Here is a 15,359-nt window from a genome sequence, read left to right as displayed (position 1 = left end):
CGGGGCGAACGGAAGCGGACCACCGTTGCCTGCCTCTGGGATCCGGCAGCCGGAGCTGATCACTGGTGCCCGGCGGCTGTGACGAATGTCCTGGCGGCCGGTCCCTGTTCTGGCGGCCGGTCCCGCGCCTACCGCCTACTGCTGCCTACCGCCGACCGCTCGGCGAGGCACCCCCTACTGCTCGGCCAGCGCCCGCAGCCGGCTCAGCGCGCGGTGCTGAGCGACCCGTACGGCCCCCGGCGACATCCCCAGCATCTGCCCGGTCTCCTCGGCGGTCAGCCCCACGGCGACCCGCAGCACCAGCAGCTCGCGCTGGTTCTCCGGGAGATTGGCCAGCAGTTTCCTGGCCCAGGCGGCATCGCTGCTGAGCAGCGCACGCTCCTCGGGGCCGAGCGAATCGTCCGGCCGCTCGGGCATCTCGTCCGACGGCACGGCCGTCGACCCGGGATGGCGCATGGCCGCCCGCTGAAGGTCCGCGACCTTGTGAGTGGCGATGGCGAAAACGAAGGCTTCGAAGGGCCTGCCGGTGTCCTTGTAGCGCGGCAGTGCCATCAGAACCGCGACACAGACCTCCTGCGCGAGGTCCTCCACGAAGTGGCGGGCGTCGCCCGGCAGCCGGTTCAGCCGCGTACGGCAGTAGCGCAGGGCCAGCGGATGGACGTGCGCCAGCAGGTCGTGCGTGGCCTGCTGGTCTCCGTCGACAGCGAGATGGACGAGCGCGCCGATAGTTCCCTGGCCGTTCGCAGCCTCGTCGTCACGCATCGGTCCATGGTGCCTTGGCACCGAACCTTCCGCTTCACCGCGCTCGTAGTTGTGCACCGAAGCGTTATGAGCAGGTGCGCCGGAACTCATCCGCTGCGCCCTCCCCTCCCGCTCGAACGACTCGTCCCCGAGGAACTCCACACCTCAAGGATGCGGCATCGCGCGGGAAACAGAGTTGGGGCGTCCGCCACCCCGTCCGCCACCGAGCGGACGGGGGTACTGCCGGTCACCGTCTAACGGACCAGGCCCCATCGGAAACCGAGCGCCACGGCATGCGCACGGTCCGAGGCGCCGAGCTTCTTGAACAGCCGCCTGGCGTGCGTCTTCACCGTGTCCTCGGAGAGGAAGAGCTCCCGGCCGATCTCCGCGTTCGACCGGCCGTGGCTCATTCCTTCGAGCACCTGGATCTCACGCGCAGTGAGCGTGGGAGCCGCGCCCATTTCGGCCGAACGGAGCCGTCGGGGGGCGAGCCGCCAGGTCGGATCGGCGAGCGCCTGCGTGACCGTCGCGCGCAGCTCGGCGCGCGAGGCGTCCTTGTGCAGATAGCCGCGGGCACCGGCGGCGACCGCCAGCGCGACCCCGTCCAGATCCTCGGCGACCGTCAGCATGATGATCCGGGCACCGGGGTCTGCCGAGAGGAGCCGGCGCACCGTCTCCACACCCCCCAGACCGGGCATGCGTACGTCCATCAGAATCAGGTCCGAACGGTCGGCTCCCCAGCGGCGGAGGACTTCCTCGCCGTTGGCCGCCGTCGTCACACGCTCGACGCCGGGCACGGTCGCGACCGCTCGACGGAGCGCTTCTCGGGCAAGCGGGGAATCGTCGCAGACGAGGACGGATGTCATGACCGCCCTCCGCAGCTGATGCGCGTCACCTTGAGCCTCCAGGCTGGGTACTAATCGTCACCTGTGCGGTCGACGCCTCTCGGACATGTGCCCGAGCGCTTGTTGTTTCAACCGCCCACGCACTCTCAACGATGGTCACTCGAAAGAGTTACGGGCCGGACGGCCGCCTTCGACACTCTACGTGAGGACGTGGTCGCGGAGCAGAGTCCCACACCCCAATTGTCTAGTTTGAAAGGTAATGACCCGTTCAGCTGCTTTTCTTCCATTTTGCTGGTGTCTATGGCTAGATTCGTAATGAGTCATATTTACATCTACTTACATCGTGGATGTACGGTCGCGGGTGCGGTCGACATCACCGCCCCCGCCTCAGCAACGGCTTCAAGGGGACAAGCAATGGCAGATTTTTCCCGCCTTCCCGGACCCAATGCCGACCTATGGGACTGGCAGCTCCTCGCGGCCTGCCGCGGGGTGGACAGCTCGCTCTTCTTCCACCCGGAGGGCGAACGGGGCGCAGCGCGCAGCGCGCGTGAGACCTCGGCCAAAGAGGTGTGCATGCGCTGCCCGGTCCGCGCCGAGTGCGCGGCGCACGCGCTTGCCGTACGCGAGCCCTACGGGGTGTGGGGCGGCCTGACCGAGGACGAACGCGAGGAGCTGATGGGGCGCGCCCGCAACCGACTGATCACCGCCGCGACCCCGAACGGGTCCGGGCCCGCTTAGCGTTCAGCGCAGGATGCCTTGAGGGGAAACGTTCCTGCGCACGCACCCGTCTCCTGAACACGGCGTCTCGTGAGTGAACACGGTCTCGTGAACACGGCCTCTCAGCCTCCGTATGCCTTGCCGCACGGCCGTTTCTGTACGCCCGCTTCTGCGGGCCCGCTTCTGCGAGCCCTGCTTTCACACGCCCGCTGTGTCTGCTCCACCGCGTCCGTTCGACCAGATCCGTTCGACCGCGTCCGTGCGACCGGTCGGCGCCCGGCCCCGTTTCGGCGGTGAGCGGTTCAGCGCGCGGCGGCGCGGGCCAGCCGGTCCAGAGTCGCCGCGACGGCGGGGACCTGGGCCAGGTCCGGAAGTGTCAGTGCGACGATCTCGCGCTGGACCGCCGGTTCCACCGATACCGTCCTCGCACCCATGGGCCGTACCGACTCGATCGCCAGCTCCGGCAGCACCGCCACCCCGAGCCCGGCGCCGACCAGGCCGATCACTGCCGGGTAGTCGTCCGTGGCGAAGTCGATCCGGGGCGTGAAGCCCGCGCTCTCGCAGACCTCGACCAGCTGCCGGCGACAGCGCGGACACCCCGCGATCCACGACTCGTCGGCCAGGTCCCCCACCGTGATGGTGTCCGCGTCGGCCAGCCGGTGCCCGGCCGGAACCAGGCCGACCATGCGGTCGGTGAGCAGCGGCCGTACGACCAGGTCGTCCCACTCGTCCGTGGCGGGCCCGTAGCGGAAGGCGAGCGCCACATCGCAGTCCCCGTCACGCACCATCTCGACGGAGCGCGGCGGCTCCCCCTCGACCAGCGAGACCCGGGTGCCGGGATGGGCGGCCCGCAGCGCCGCCAGGGCGGTGGGCACCAGGGTCGAACTGCCACTGGGGAACGACACCAGCCGCACCCGTCCCGCGCGCAGACCGGCGATGGCGGCGACCTCCTCCTCTGCGGCCGTGAGCCCGGCGAGGATGCCGCCGGCGTGGCGGACCAGCGCTTCGCCCGCCTGTGTGAGGCGCATTTCGCGGCCCGTGCGGATCAGCAGCGTCGTGCCCGATGACGCTTCCAGTGCCTTCATCTGCTGGCTGACCGCGGGCTGGGTGCAGCCCAGTTCGCGGGCGGCCGCGGAGAAGGATCCGGTGGTCGCGACGGCTCGCAGGACGCGGAGATGACGGGCCTCGATCATGCGGCAAGCATAAGCGATTCTTGGGGTGGGTGCGGATTACCGCGTACTGGCTATGACATACACCGGCTATGACCGCTGCGGCCATGGAGTGGCGCTGTTCGCAGAGCGAGCCTCTAGCCTCCTTCCATGAGACTTCTGTCAGTGAATGTGGGGCGGGCCAGAACCGCCGCGTACACGGACGCCGAGGGCGGCAGGACCGGCGTCGACAAACGGCCGGTCGAGGGGCCCGTACGGGTCTTCCAGCCGGGCCGCAAGGGGGTGGGGGCCAGTGGGGTCGAGGGTGACGCGGTCTGCGATCTGCGCTTCCACGGCGGCAACGACCGTGCGGTGTACGCCTTCGCGCGCGAGGACCTGGACACCTGGGAGCAGGAGCTGGGGCGGCCGCTCGCCGACGGCTCGTTCGCCGAGAACCTCACCACCAGCGGTGTCGATGTGAGCGGCGCGCTCATCGGTGAACGGTGGCGGGTGGGCCCCGATGTGGTGCTCGAGGTCACCGGTGGGCGCATTCCCTGCCGCACGTTCCAGGGGCATGTGGGCGAGCCGGGGTGGGTCAAGCGCTTCACTCTGGCCGGGGCGCCCGGAGCGCTGCTGCGGGTGATCCGGCCGGGCGCTTTCAGCGCGGGCGACCCGGTCGAGGTCGTACACCGCCCGGAGCACGACATCACCGTGGCGCTGCTCTTCCGCGCGGCGACGGTCGAGCGCGAACTGCTGCCCCGGACGCTGGTGGCGGCCGAGTGGATGGAGTCGGGGCTGCTGGGTGTGGCGCGTGACTACGCGGACAAGCACGCGAGTTCAGCCTGACGAGGTATGGCCTGACGAGGTATGGGACACGGCGGTGGGCCGAGGCAGTGGGCCACGCCGGTGGGCCGAGCCAGTAGGTCACGGCGGTGCGTCACGGCGGTGCGTCACGGCGATTGGGTCACCGTGGTGCGTCACGGTGGTGCGCCGAGGTGGGGCACGGTGGCGGACCAGGCGGGCGGACTAACGTTCCGCCCATGACGACAGCACTGATCACGGGCGCGACAGCGGGAATCGGGGCCGCCTTCGCGCGGCGACTGGCCACGGACGGCCACAACCTCGTTCTGGTGGCACGTAACACCGAACGGTTGCAGGAGCAGGCGACCGAGCTGCACGACCGGCACGGCATCGAGGCCGAGGTGCTGACGGCGGATCTCGGCACCGATGACGGCATCGCCCTCGTCGAGAAGCGTCTCGCGGATTCCCGGAACGCGATCGACCTGCTGGTCAACAACGCCGGATTCGGCAACAAGGGCCAGTTCCTCGACGTTCCGATGTCCGACGAACTGACCATGCTCAAAGTGCACTGCGAGGCCGTTCTGCGGCTGACGTCCGCCGCGGTGCCGGCGATGCGGGCACGGGGCCGCGGCGGCATCGTCAACGTGGCTTCGGTGGCGGCGTTCCTGCCACGCGGGACGTACGGCGCTTCGAAGGCATGGGTCGTGCAGTTCACCCAGGGCGCGGCCAAGGACCTGACAGGCTCGGGCGTACGGCTGATGGTGCTGTGCCCGGGCTTCGTGCGTACGGAGTTCCACGAGCGGGCGGGCATGGGGACGGACAACATCCCGGGGTGGATGTGGCTGGACGCCGACAAGGTGGTGGCCGCGGCGCTCGCCGATCTCGCGCGCGGGAAGTCGCTGTCGATTCCCGACCCCCGGTACAAGGCGATGATGGGCGCGGTGAAGCTGGCGCCGCGCGGCCTGCTCGGAGGGATCACCTCCAAGACAGGCCGCAAGTACGGTCCTCAGTAAGGGCTTCCGGGCACGCGGGCTCGCAGCAGACATGCGGGCTCTCAGCAGTAACGGGCGCCCTGGGCAACGGCTTCTCCACGACCGCCGGCCGGGCTCTGCTCAGCGGGCGAGGCCCGGCCCGGCGTAGGCGCCGATGTTGGGTGCGCCCGGCTTCAGCCTGTTGCCGAAGTAGTCCCTGCCGCCGTTGTCGGGGACGGCCGTTCCCGCGCCGATGGCGGGTGAGCCCTTCGACAGGCGGAAGTCGCCGCGCAGCAGCGGGTCGGAGGTGATGCCGCCCGGGTCGGGCCGGGTCATGTCGATCCCGTAGAACGCGTTGTGGTCGAGTGCCAGGCCGGCTGTCGGGTTGGAGAAGGCGTAGCCGCCGGTGCCGCCGCTCACGAAGATGTTGTTGCGGATGTGCTGCTCGTGCTGGGTGGTGGCGGGGCTGCTGTTGTCGTCCTGGACCAGATATCCGGGGATGGTCTCCTTGTTGGAGAAGGAGTTGTTGTAGATCTGGGTGTTGAGGATGGGGCCCGCGCAGTTCTGGAGCAGCCGGGCGCCGTCGTTGTGGCTGACGTTGTACCGGGCGACCGTGTCGACCGTCTTCGCCCCGCTGTACGGGCAGACCAGCAGGAAGCCGCCCTTGTTGTCGTGGCTGTAGTTGTACTGGAAGACGGTGTGGCTGGAGGCTCCGTCCGCGTCGAAGGACATGCCGTCGTGGCTGTTCCCGCCGCCCGACACCTCGTTGTGCTGGATCAGGGTGTCATCGGTGTTGAACGTCCAGATGCCCGCGTTGGCGGAGGGCGAACGCAGCTGGAATCCGTCGACCCGGTTGCGCTCCACGACCGCGCCGCTGGTGGTGTCCAGCTTCATCCCGTCGCCACCGATGGACTTCAGGGTGTTGTCGTGGACACGGACGCCGGTGGACGGCGTCCAGGCGCCCGGGTAGACAGTGGGGTCCTGCTGCTGGCCGACCAGATCGCGCTTGGAGAAGGTCGACTTGAAGTAGATGCCCTCGCGGTCGACGTCCTCGATGCGGTTGTGGTGGATGTCCAGGCCGTCGTAGCTGCTGGCCTTCGCCGTGCCCTCGACGTCGATATGGATGGCACTGGAACCGGTCAGGGTCTTGGCGTCCCCGCCGCGGACATCGTGGATGTAGAGGTGGTCGATCTCGAAGCCGTGAGCGGTGCCGTAGTCGGTGAGGCGGAGCCGGACGGCGTTGCGCTCGCTGCCGGGGTCCGCGGCATTGGTGATTTCCAGGCCGGTCAGGTGGACGTACTGGGTGTTGGAGAGCAGTACGGCGTCGTGCGCGCCCGCACCGTCGATCGCGGCGCGGCCCTTGCCGGGGCCGTAGGGGGCGATGGTGAAGGGGGCGCGGGCCGATCCGGCTCCCTTCGGGGCGAGGGAACCTGTGCACGTCGTGCCTCGTTTGAAGAGGAGACGGTCACCGGGGGCGTAGGTGTGGGCGTTGACCTGGTCAAGGGTGGTCCAGGGGTGGCGCGCCGTGCCGTCGCTCCTGGCCGCGGATGTGGGTGTGGCGGGGACTGCGGGTGCAGCCGAACAGTCGACGTGGAAGGTGGCTCCGGGGTGGGGGGCCGCCGCCTGGGCGGGGGTGGCGAGTCCGGTCATGAACAGTCCGGATATGGCCAGGCAGCTGACTGCCAGGCCCGCTGCTCCCAGCCCGGTGGCGGCCAGACCGGACGCTCCCGGCCCGGACGCGGCCCGACCGGATGCGGCCCGACCGGATGCGGCCCGACCAGTCTCTGCCAGTCCGGTCTCTGCCAGTCCGGTCTCTGCCAGTCCGGTCGGTGCCAGTCCGGATGCTCCCCGGCGCGTCGTCGCACGGGTGGTGGGGGAGGCCGGGGTCGGAGGGGTGTGCGCAGGGCGAAGTCTCATCGTTCCTCCGGGAGTTCCGGGAGTCGCAGTACGGCGGTAGTGCCGTCCTGCCAGGTCACGTGGATCGTGCGGGGGCCGCCGACTTGGATGTCTGCGAGGGCTGCGGCGGGGGCGGGGTCCGGCTCGGCGGTGAGCGAGGCGAGGCTGACGAAGAGTGACTCGGGTGCGGTGGTGACGCCGTCGAGCGCGAGAACCCGCGCGCCCGGGCCGAACATGGTTGGCCCTGCGACGAGTTGGCGGGCGGTTCCTGTGTAACCGTGGAGGGGGTGGAGCTGGGCGATCGGCTGGACAGCCGGCTGGGAGGCCCTACCGGTCCGACGCTCGGGGGCCCCATGGGTCCGGCGGCCGGGGGTGCACGCCCAACCGGTCTGGCGTACCCGGGTGCCCGCGTCTGCTCCGACGACCAGATGCACGCGGATCTCTGCGCGGCCGTGGGCCATCGTGGCGGAGACAATCCGTACACCGGGCAGCGGTGCGGTCACGGACGCCACCCAACCGGGCCCGGAGGCAAGGGGCGTGGCCGGGCCGCGGGGCGTGCACTCGCCGTCGATGATCAGCGCGAAGTGATTGTCGCGCGGTGAGGCGAGCGGCCGGCCCGGCCGGGCGCCGGCCTGGTCGGTGGTCGTGAATCCGGTGCGGGTGGAGTATGCGTAACGGGAGTACCCCGGGTCGTCGTCCTCACCGACGTGGTTGCTGCCGTGGTTGTGGAGACGTACGAGCCCGTCCGCCGCGGTGGACTGGATCAGCATGGCGGGCGGGCCCAGCACGGTCACGGCGTCTGCCGTCTCGGCCGGCAGCGCCTCTTCCGCCGCGGTCCAGACCGGATGGCCGGCGGGCATCAGCAGCCCGAGGAAACCCTTCGACGCCCAGTAGGGCGATGCGGGGCCCGAGTACGGCTGGATGATCGGCTCGCAGGGGCCGTGCCAGCCCAGAGTGAGCAGCCCGCGTGCGTCGGTAGCGCGACGGCGCGGCGACGAGCTGGGGCCGGCCGGGCCTACCGGAATTGCCGGGGTTGCCCTGTCGCCCGGGGCTTCCTTGGCGACCGGGGCCGGTTGGGCCGGGCTCGCCTGCCCAGAATGTTTCGGCTGCCCAGAGCCATTCGGCAGGACCTCGCCCCCGTCTTCGCCCCCGTCTTCGTTCTCACCCTCGTCCCTGCCCAGGTCCAGGTCCACATCCCTGTCCAGGAAGTACCGCAGGGTTCCGGAGGCCAGGCGGCGGGTGGCGCCGGGTGTCAGCGGGGTGTGGCCGGTCATGGCGCCGAGCCAGGGCGCGGCCGCGGCAGCGAAACGGTAGGTGAGGGAGCGGCCGTACGGCATTGGGGCACCGTCCGCGCCGAACATCCGGGTATACGCGTCGAGATGCGCGTGCAGCCGGGGTCCGTACCGGGCGAGCAGTTCCGCGTCGCCACCGAGATGGGCGTGCAGGACCGGGTAGAAGTGCATCGCCCAGGCGTTGTAGTGGTCGAAGGAACGGTTGGGGCCATCGCTGTACCAGCCCTCGCCGAGCCACCACTCCTCGATCCGTTCCAGCGCACGGTCGATCGTCTGCCGCGCGCGGTCGGTCTCGATCCCGGCGTCCTGCAGGAATCCGGCGACGGTGAGGCCGAAGAGCCACCAGTTGTTGTTGACAGGTGACGGGCCGAGCGCCGGCAGCAGCCAGTCGACGACCTGCTGCTGTGTGCGGCCGTCGAGCGTGTCCCAGAGCCAGGGCCGCGTGAGGCGCAGCCCGAGCGCGACCGATGCGGATTCCACAACGGCCTGCTGGGTGTCAGCGATCCGGGGCCAGCGGTCCGCGTCCCCGGAGGCCGTGTCCCCGGGGCCCACATCGCGGGCGTCGGTATCGCCGGGGGCTGCCCCGTCCGGGCCGGGCGACGTGCCCGCGGCGAGACCCTCGGCGTAACGCGGGAGGAAGCCGTGCGGGTCGTGGCCCTCCGCGCCCGCGACCCGGAAGGCGGCAAGAAGCCAGGTGCGGGCGTACCCTTCGAGGCCGTCGGAGCGCGGGCCCGACCAACTGGGCCGGTGGCCAGGGAGATTGATCAGACCATGACGGGGCGACGCGTAGGGCCGCACGGCCAGCAGCAGTTCATCGGCCGCGGCCTCCCAGTCGGCGCGGGTCCAGCCGGTGTACGAGCTGAGCCGGCCGGGCGGGGCGGACGGGCCGGGCCTGCTCGACGAGTTCGGGCTCAGCATGATGCTCCCTGGAGGCGGACTTCGGCGTCGCCCGGAATCTTGAACCCACGGATGATCGAACGTCAATGGAAGAGTGACGAATGATCGAAACTCCCATCGTTCGATCAAATTGCATTAGGGTCTGACCGTGGCATCCGTCCCTGCCCGACCGGCCACATACCACTACCCAGACACCCACACACCGCCGGGCACCACACAGCCGGCCACCAGACCGCGAGGGGGACCGCCGCCGTGCGCGAGAGTGCCGACGAACGCCATGACCGACTGCTTGAGCTCGTACGGGAGCAGGGGTCGGCCCGCGTCTCCGACCTCGCGGGGCAGCTCGGCGTCTCCCCCGTCACGGTCCGGCGGGACGTCGAGACGCTGGCGGAGCGCGGCCTGCTCGACCGGGTGCACGGTTCTGTCTCCTGGCCGCGGTCCGCGGCGTCCACCGCAGGCGCGGGCGCACCGCCCGGAGGCGGCGGCCTGGTCATCGGACTGCTGGCCCCGTCGGCCACGTACTACTTCGCCGAGGTGATCAGAGGTGCGCACGACGCGGCCGCCCAGGCCGGCGCACGGCTGATCCTGCGGATCTCCGACTACCGCCCCAAGGAGGACAAGGCCCGCAGCGAGGGCCTGCTGGCGGCGGGCGCGGAGGGGCTGCTGATCGCACCGGGGTGGCAGGCCGCCGGCGACCAAGCGGCTTACGGCGACTGGATGTCGGAGCTGCCGGTGCCCGCCGTGCTCCTGGAACGGCAGCCCGCGCTGGGCAGCACCCTCGACGACATGGACCGGGTCTGCTCCGACCACCGGCACGGAGTGCTGCTGGCCGTGCGCCACCTGGTCGGCCTCGGGCACGGCGCGCCACTGCTGGTCGCCCGCGCGGACAGTCCGACCGCGCTCGCGGTACGGGCCGGTTACGACGAGGCACTGGGCGCACTCGGTCTGGAACAGCCGCGCCCCGTGATCGATTCCGTGCCGGCCGAACTCGACCGGGGCCGCTTCGAGGAGGCCGTACGAGCTGTACAGACCGCGGTGACCACGGGCGGCGTGACGGCGGCACTGGTCCACAACGACGTGGATGCCATCCATCTGGTGCAGCGCCTGGCCGAGTTGGGCGTACGCGTGCCGGAGGATCTGGCACTGGTCGCCTACGACGACGAGGTGGCCGCCCTCGCGGACACTCCGCTCACCGCGGTGGCACCGCCGAAACGCCAGGTCGGGCTGTACGGGACCCGGATGCTGGTCGAGCGGCTGAGCACGGGGCCACGCGGCAGGACGCCGGAGCCGCAGGACCGGGAGCACCAGGGCCGCCAGGAACCGGGCCAGCAGGAACCGGGTCAGCATCTGGCGCTGCTGCCCAGGCTGCATGTGCGGGATTCCTGCGGAGCTACCGCGCCCCGGTAGTGGCGCCGGCCCGTTAGGGGCGCCGGCCCGTTAGGGGCGCCGACCCGTTAGGGGCGCCGACCCGGTAGCGGCGCCGGCCCGTTAGTGGCGCCGGCCGGTCCGGATTTCGATAACACTCTGATCTTTTTTCGATCATTCAATCTTTCGCTCTTGACTTCGGTCATTGCGGGGCCAAGGATCACGGCCAACGTCAATGTCGCCGCTAGCTCAGGAGTCTCGCTGTGAGCCGCAGTTGGAGCAGAACGACCCTTTCCATAGCCGGCGCCGCCACTGCCCTGGCCGTCCTCACGGCCTGCGGCAGCAGCGGCGACGACTCCTCGAAGGGCACGGACGGCAAGCCCGTGGCCATCACGTTCTGGGGCTGGGCCAAGGGCTCGAAGGAGACCGTGGACGCGTTCAACGCCTCACACAAGAACATCCACGTGAAGTACGAGGAGATCCCGTCCGGAAACGCCGGCGGCTACGCCAAGATCTCCAACGCGGTCAAGGCGGGCAACGCCCCCGACCTGGTCTCCATCGAGTACCCCCAGCTGCCGGAGTACGTCAGCCAGGGCGCGCTCCAGGACATCAGCAAGTACATGACCGACGACGTGAAGAAGAAGTTCCTGCCGCAGGCCGTCGAACAGACCACGCTGGGCGGCAAGAACTGGGCCGTCCCGTTCGACGCGTCGCCGCAGGCGTTCTACTACCGCAAGGATCTGTTCAGCAAGTACGGAGTCGCCGTACCCAAGACCTGGGACGACTTCCGCAAGGCCGCGGAGAAGATCAAGAAGGCCGACAAGAAGGCCCGGATCGGCACCTTCTTCCCTGACGATCCGACCACTTTCGAGGCGATGGCCTGGCAGGCCGGGGCCCAGTGGTTCAAGGCGGACGGGGACACCTGGAAGATCAACACCACGGACTCCGCCACCACCAAGGTCGCCGGTTACTGGCAGGGTCTGATCAAGGACGACCTGATCCGCTCGCAGGCGTCCTTCAGCCCGGAGTGGACGAACTCCCTGAAGAACAGCGGCACCATCGGTTACCTCGGCGCGGCCTGGGGAGCCGGAGTCCTGAAGTCCACACTGCCGGAGCAGAAGGGCAAGTGGGCCATCGCCCCGATGCCGACCTGGGACGGGCAGGCCGCCAGCGGCATGCTCGGTGGCTCCACCTGGGCCGTGACCAAGGACAGCAAGCACGCCGACGCGGCAGTCGAGTTCGCCAAGTGGATGTCGACCACGCAGGACGGCATCAAGGCCCGCATCGCCTCGGGCACTTCGAGCGCCTACCCGGCCGCGACCGAGCTGCTGCCCGCGGCGAAGAAGGCATTCGACTCCTCGTTCTACGGCGGCCAGGACATCTACCAGCTGTTCGGCACCGCAGCCGCCTCCATCAAGCAGGGCTGGACCTGGGGCCCGGCGACCGGCACCACGAACACCGCGATCAAGGACCAGTTCGGCAAGGTCGCCAGTGGCGGCTCCACGATCAGCGGGTCGGTCAAGGCCGGCCATGAGGCGACCGTGCAGGAACTCAAGAAGCGCGGACTGAAGGTCGAGGGCTGACCGGTATGAAGGCCCGCACCCGCGCCGCCGCGATCCTGCTGACCCCGTTCTTCGTCCTGTTCACCGCTGTAATGCTGGTGCCGATCGGATACGCGGTCTGGCTCAGCCTCTTCACCGAGAAGCAGTCGGGACTGGGGTTCGGCGGCTCCGAGTCCGTGTTCTCCGGTCTCGACAACTACGCGGCGGCGCTGGGTGACCGGGCCTTCCGCGAGGGCTTCGGCGTACTGCTCGGATACTGCGTCATCTACATCCCCCTGATGGTCTGCGGCGCCCTCGCACTCGCACTGTTGCTGGACTCCGCGCTGGCCCGCGCCAAGCGCTTCTTCCAGCTCGCCCTCTTCCTGCCGCACGCCGTTCCCGGCATCATCGCGGCACTGATCTGGGTCTACCTGTACACACCCGGACTGAGCCCGGTGGTCTCCGCGATGCACTCGGGCGGCATCGGCTTCGACTTCTTCTCCTCGTCCGGTGCTCTCCCCTCCGTCGTCAACATCGCGCTGTGGGAATGGCTCGGCTACAACATGGTGATCTTCTACGCCGCCCTGCAGGCCATCGACCGCTCGGTCCTCGAAGCGGCCACCGTGGACGGCGCCGGCGGCTGGCGCACCGCCGTCAGCATCAAACTCCCGCTGATCCGCGCCTCCGTCGTGATGGTCGCGCTGTTCACCATCATCGGCTCACTCCAGCTGTTCACCGAGCCGCTGATCCTCAACAGCGGCGCCGGGTCTGCCGTCTCCTCCACCTGGACACCGAACATGTACGCGTACACCGCCGCCTTCTCCCGCAACGACTACGGGCTCGCGGCGTCCGCCTCCGTGCTCCTGGCGCTGACGGCCGCACTGCTGTCGTTCCTCGTCACCCGCTTCACCGGCCGCAAGGGGAAGAACGCATGAGCCCCCGCCCGGCACCGAAGAACCGCTGGCTGTCGAAGACCGCCGTCAACGGCGCGCTGGTCCTCGCCGTCGTCTACATGCTTTTCCCTCTCATCTGGCTGGTCACCGCCTCCACCAAGGACACCGGCGGGCTGCTCTCCGGCAACGCCTTCTCCTTCGAGGGCTTCAACCTCGGCCAGAACCTCTCCGACCTGGCCTCCTACGGGGGTAGCGTCTACTTCCGCTGGTACGGCAACAGCCTGCTGTACGCGGGTGTGGGCGCCGTCCTGTGCTCGCTGATCTGCGTCGCCGCCGGTTATGCCTTCGACAAGTACGAGTTCCGGGGCAAGGAGAAGCTCTTCGGGCTCGTCCTGCTCGGTGTGCTGGTTCCCACCACCGCGCTCGCGCTGCCGATGTATCTGCTGGCCAGCAAGATCGGCATCGTCAACACCTACTGGTCGGTGCTGATCCCGGTCCTGGTCAACCCCTTCGGCGTCTACCTCGCCAGGGTCTTCAGCGCCGGCTACATCCCGAACGAGGCGCTGGAGGCAGCCCGTATCGACGGGGCCGGTGAACTGCGGACCTTCTGGTCCATCGGTATGCCCATGATGATGCCCGGGTTCGTGACGATCTTCCTCTTCCAGTTCACAGCGATCTGGAACAACTTCTTCCTCCCCCTGGTCATGCTCTCGGACCGCGATCTCTTCCCCCTGAGCCTCGGCCTGTACTCGTGGAACACCAACACCCATGGCGAACCGAGCTTCTATCCGCTCGTGGTCACCGGATCCCTCCTCGCCGTCATCCCCCTGATCGTCGCCTTCGTCTCCCTCCAGCGGCACTGGAAGGCCGGCCTCACCGCGGGCAGCGTCAAATGACCACCACCGGGCGGACACGGACCGGTCCCCCACAGACCGGGCCGGCCCCCGTCGGACCGACACCTCCTCGTTCAACACCTCCCGGATCAGCACCTCCGGGACCCGCCCCCGTCACGCCGAAACCCACCGTGCCGAAACACGCCGTGCCGAGACCCACCGTGCCGAATCCCGCCGTGCCGATACCCGCCGTGCCCACCCCTGCTTCGCCTCATCCTGCTGGGCCGAACCCTGCCGGCCCGACCCCTGCTGGGCTGCGCCCTGAGCAACCAAGAAGGAGCACTGGGACCACCATGCACCACGCCACTGACAATCGGCCGGGCGTCCTGCTTGCGATGGCTCCGGGCATCATGGAGCGCCTGTTCGCCGAGCGCCATCACAGCCGGCTGACCGCCCTGGCGCGTACGGACAGCCGACTCGTGGCTCACGACCTGGCGAGACCCACGGCCGAGGTCGCCGCAGCGCTCGCCGAGGCCGAAGTCCTCTTCACCTGCTGGGGCGCGACCCCGCTCACCGCCCGGATCCTGGACTCGGCACCCCGGCTGCGCGCCGTCGTCCACGCGGCCGGCTCGGTCAAGCACCACATCACCGAGGCATGCTGGGAGCGCGGCATCACCGTCGCCTCGGCCGCGGCGGCCAACGCCCTGCCGGTGGCCGAGTACACCCTCGCCACGATCCTGCTCGCCAACAAGCGGGTCCTGCAGTCCGCGTACCGGTACCGCGCGATGCGCGGTGAGCACGACTGGCGGGACGAGCTGGACGGCGCGGGCAACTACCGCCGCACCGTCGGCATCATCGGCGCCTCCCGGATCGGGCGCCGGGTGATCGAACTGCTGCGCCCGTTCGACCTGCGGGTCCTGCTGTACGACCCGTATGTCGACACGGCCGAGGCCACCGCGCTCGGTGTGGAGCCGGTACCGCTGGACGACCTGTGCGCACTCAGTGACGTCGTCAGCGTGCACGCCCCCCAGCTACCCGCCACCCGGCACATGATCGGAGCCCGCCAGCTGGCCGCGATGCCGGACGGGGCAACGCTCATCAACACCGCCCGCGGCTCACTGATCGACGAGGAGGCGCTGGTTCCGGAACTGGCGAGCGGGCGGCTGCACGCGGTACTGGATGTGACGGATCCCGAGACTCCGTACCCGGATTCGCCGCTCTACGACCTGCCGAACGTCCTGCTGACCCCGCATGTGGCGGGATCGCTCGGCGGCGAGCTGCACCGGATGGCGGATCAGGCGCTGGACGAACTCGAACGGTATGCGTCGGGGCAGGAGTTCGCCGATCCGGTACTCCCGTCGGACCTGACGCGCTCGGCCTAGCGGGGCACGGGCCCGGCCATTCGGCTCCTCCGACCCC

At 69.6% G+C, this 15,359-nt stretch carries 13 protein-coding genes; 8 read left to right on the top strand and 5 right to left on the bottom strand.

The annotated features are described in order from the left end of the window. Positions 1-174: 174 nt before the first annotated feature. Together G3I19_RS10885 and G3I19_RS10880 are read right to left on the bottom strand one after the other, a co-directional pair. Positions 175-762 (bottom strand): sigma-70 family RNA polymerase sigma factor, encoded by a 588-nt coding sequence (locus tag G3I19_RS10885; RefSeq protein ID WP_164262594.1) that lies wholly within the window; start codon positions 760-762, stop codon positions 175-177. Positions 763-995: 233 nt separating this feature from the next. Further along, complete coding sequence (locus tag G3I19_RS10880) at positions 996-1,607, bottom strand: response regulator transcription factor (RefSeq protein ID WP_003948568.1); 612 nt, start codon at positions 1,605-1,607, stop codon at positions 996-998. Positions 1,608-2,000: 393 nt separating this feature from the next. On the opposite strand from G3I19_RS10880, the gene G3I19_RS10875 reads away from it, so the two are divergent. Then, on the top strand, positions 2,001-2,324 hold the full coding sequence (locus tag G3I19_RS10875; RefSeq protein WP_164262592.1) for a WhiB family transcriptional regulator: 324 nt from the start codon (positions 2,001-2,003) through the stop codon (positions 2,322-2,324). 281 nt (positions 2,325-2,605) lie between these two features. On the opposite strand, the gene G3I19_RS10870 is transcribed toward G3I19_RS10875, so the two are convergent. Then, on the bottom strand, positions 2,606-3,496 hold the full coding sequence (locus G3I19_RS10870; RefSeq protein ID WP_164262590.1) for a LysR family transcriptional regulator: 891 nt from the start codon (positions 3,494-3,496) through the stop codon (positions 2,606-2,608). Positions 3,497-3,622: 126 nt separating this feature from the next. Between G3I19_RS10870 and G3I19_RS10865 the strand changes: the two genes are divergently transcribed. Together G3I19_RS10865 and G3I19_RS10860 are read left to right on the top strand one after the other, a co-directional pair. After that, positions 3,623-4,297, top strand: coding sequence for an MOSC domain-containing protein (locus G3I19_RS10865; RefSeq protein ID WP_164262588.1), 675 nt, complete (start codon positions 3,623-3,625; stop codon positions 4,295-4,297). Positions 4,298-4,491: 194 nt separating this feature from the next. Then, positions 4,492-5,265, top strand: a complete 774-nt coding sequence (locus tag G3I19_RS10860; RefSeq protein WP_164262586.1) for an SDR family oxidoreductase — start codon at positions 4,492-4,494, stop codon at positions 5,263-5,265. A gap of 99 nt (positions 5,266-5,364) precedes the next feature. Here G3I19_RS10860 and G3I19_RS10855 read toward each other — a convergent pair whose 3' ends face one another. Together G3I19_RS10855 and G3I19_RS37395 are read right to left on the bottom strand one after the other, a co-directional pair. Further along, positions 5,365-6,873 carry a right-handed parallel beta-helix repeat-containing protein gene (locus tag G3I19_RS10855; protein ID WP_164262584.1) on the bottom strand — a complete coding sequence of 503 codons (1,509 nt, stop codon included), beginning with the start codon at positions 6,871-6,873 and terminating at the stop codon, positions 5,365-5,367. Positions 6,874-7,136: 263 nt separating this feature from the next. Beyond that, positions 7,137-9,329: a DUF2264 domain-containing protein gene (locus G3I19_RS37395; RefSeq protein WP_239074154.1), complete on the bottom strand. Its 2,193-nt coding sequence runs from the start codon at positions 9,327-9,329 to the stop codon at positions 7,137-7,139. Between the two features lie 231 nt (positions 9,330-9,560). On the opposite strand from G3I19_RS37395, the gene G3I19_RS10845 reads away from it, so the two are divergent. The 5 genes from G3I19_RS10845 to G3I19_RS10825 all read left to right on the top strand — a co-directional run bounded on the left by G3I19_RS10845 (position 9,561) and on the right by G3I19_RS10825 (position 15,322). Beyond that, complete coding sequence (locus tag G3I19_RS10845) at positions 9,561-10,715, top strand: substrate-binding domain-containing protein (RefSeq protein WP_164262582.1); 1,155 nt, start codon at positions 9,561-9,563, stop codon at positions 10,713-10,715. Between the two features lie 221 nt (positions 10,716-10,936). Then, positions 10,937-12,256, top strand: a complete 1,320-nt coding sequence (locus tag G3I19_RS10840; RefSeq protein ID WP_164262580.1) for a sugar ABC transporter substrate-binding protein — start codon at positions 10,937-10,939, stop codon at positions 12,254-12,256. 5 nt (positions 12,257-12,261) lie between these two features. Next, positions 12,262-13,149, top strand: a complete 888-nt coding sequence (locus tag G3I19_RS10835) for a sugar ABC transporter permease (protein ID WP_164262578.1) — start codon at positions 12,262-12,264, stop codon at positions 13,147-13,149. Beyond that, positions 13,146-14,003: a carbohydrate ABC transporter permease gene (locus tag G3I19_RS10830; protein WP_164262576.1), complete on the top strand. Its 858-nt coding sequence runs from the start codon at positions 13,146-13,148 to the stop codon at positions 14,001-14,003. The genes G3I19_RS10835 and G3I19_RS10830 overlap by 4 nt, the downstream gene beginning before the upstream one ends. Before the next feature lie 290 nt (positions 14,004-14,293). Next, positions 14,294-15,322 (top strand): hydroxyacid dehydrogenase, encoded by a 1,029-nt coding sequence (locus G3I19_RS10825; RefSeq protein WP_164262574.1) that lies wholly within the window; start codon positions 14,294-14,296, stop codon positions 15,320-15,322. Positions 15,323-15,359 lie beyond the last annotated feature (37 nt).

This window comes from Streptomyces sp. SID10853, assembly GCF_010548145.1.
Lineage (GTDB): Bacteria > Actinomycetota > Actinomycetes > Streptomycetales > Streptomycetaceae > Streptomyces.
This window is presented reverse-complemented; position numbering and strand designations above follow the sequence as displayed.

Excerpts from the sequence above, each read along its gene's own strand:
- G3I19_RS10855 (WP_164262584.1), bottom strand. The coding sequence starts at position 6,873 with ATGACCGGACTCGCCACCCCCGCCCAGGCGGCGGCCCCCCACCCCGGA.
- G3I19_RS10865 (WP_164262588.1), top strand. The coding sequence starts at position 3,623 with ATGAGACTTCTGTCAGTGAATGTGGGGCGGGCCAGAACCGCCGCGTAC.
- G3I19_RS10825 (WP_164262574.1), top strand. The coding sequence starts at position 14,294 with ATGCACCACGCCACTGACAATCGGCCGGGCGTCCTGCTTGCGATGGCT.
- G3I19_RS10860 (WP_164262586.1), top strand. The coding sequence starts at position 4,492 with ATGACGACAGCACTGATCACGGGCGCGACAGCGGGAATCGGGGCCGCC.
- G3I19_RS10870 (WP_164262590.1), bottom strand. The coding sequence starts at position 3,496 with ATGATCGAGGCCCGTCATCTCCGCGTCCTGCGAGCCGTCGCGACCACC.
- G3I19_RS10885 (WP_164262594.1), bottom strand. The coding sequence starts at position 762 with ATGCGTGACGACGAGGCTGCGAACGGCCAGGGAACTATCGGCGCGCTC.
- G3I19_RS10835 (WP_164262578.1), top strand. The coding sequence starts at position 12,262 with ATGAAGGCCCGCACCCGCGCCGCCGCGATCCTGCTGACCCCGTTCTTC.
- G3I19_RS37395 (WP_239074154.1), bottom strand. The coding sequence starts at position 9,329 with ATGCTGAGCCCGAACTCGTCGAGCAGGCCCGGCCCGTCCGCCCCGCCC.
- G3I19_RS10875 (WP_164262592.1), top strand. The coding sequence starts at position 2,001 with ATGGCAGATTTTTCCCGCCTTCCCGGACCCAATGCCGACCTATGGGAC.
- G3I19_RS10880 (WP_003948568.1), bottom strand. The coding sequence starts at position 1,607 with ATGACATCCGTCCTCGTCTGCGACGATTCCCCGCTTGCCCGAGAAGCG.
- G3I19_RS10830 (WP_164262576.1), top strand. The coding sequence starts at position 13,146 with ATGAGCCCCCGCCCGGCACCGAAGAACCGCTGGCTGTCGAAGACCGCC.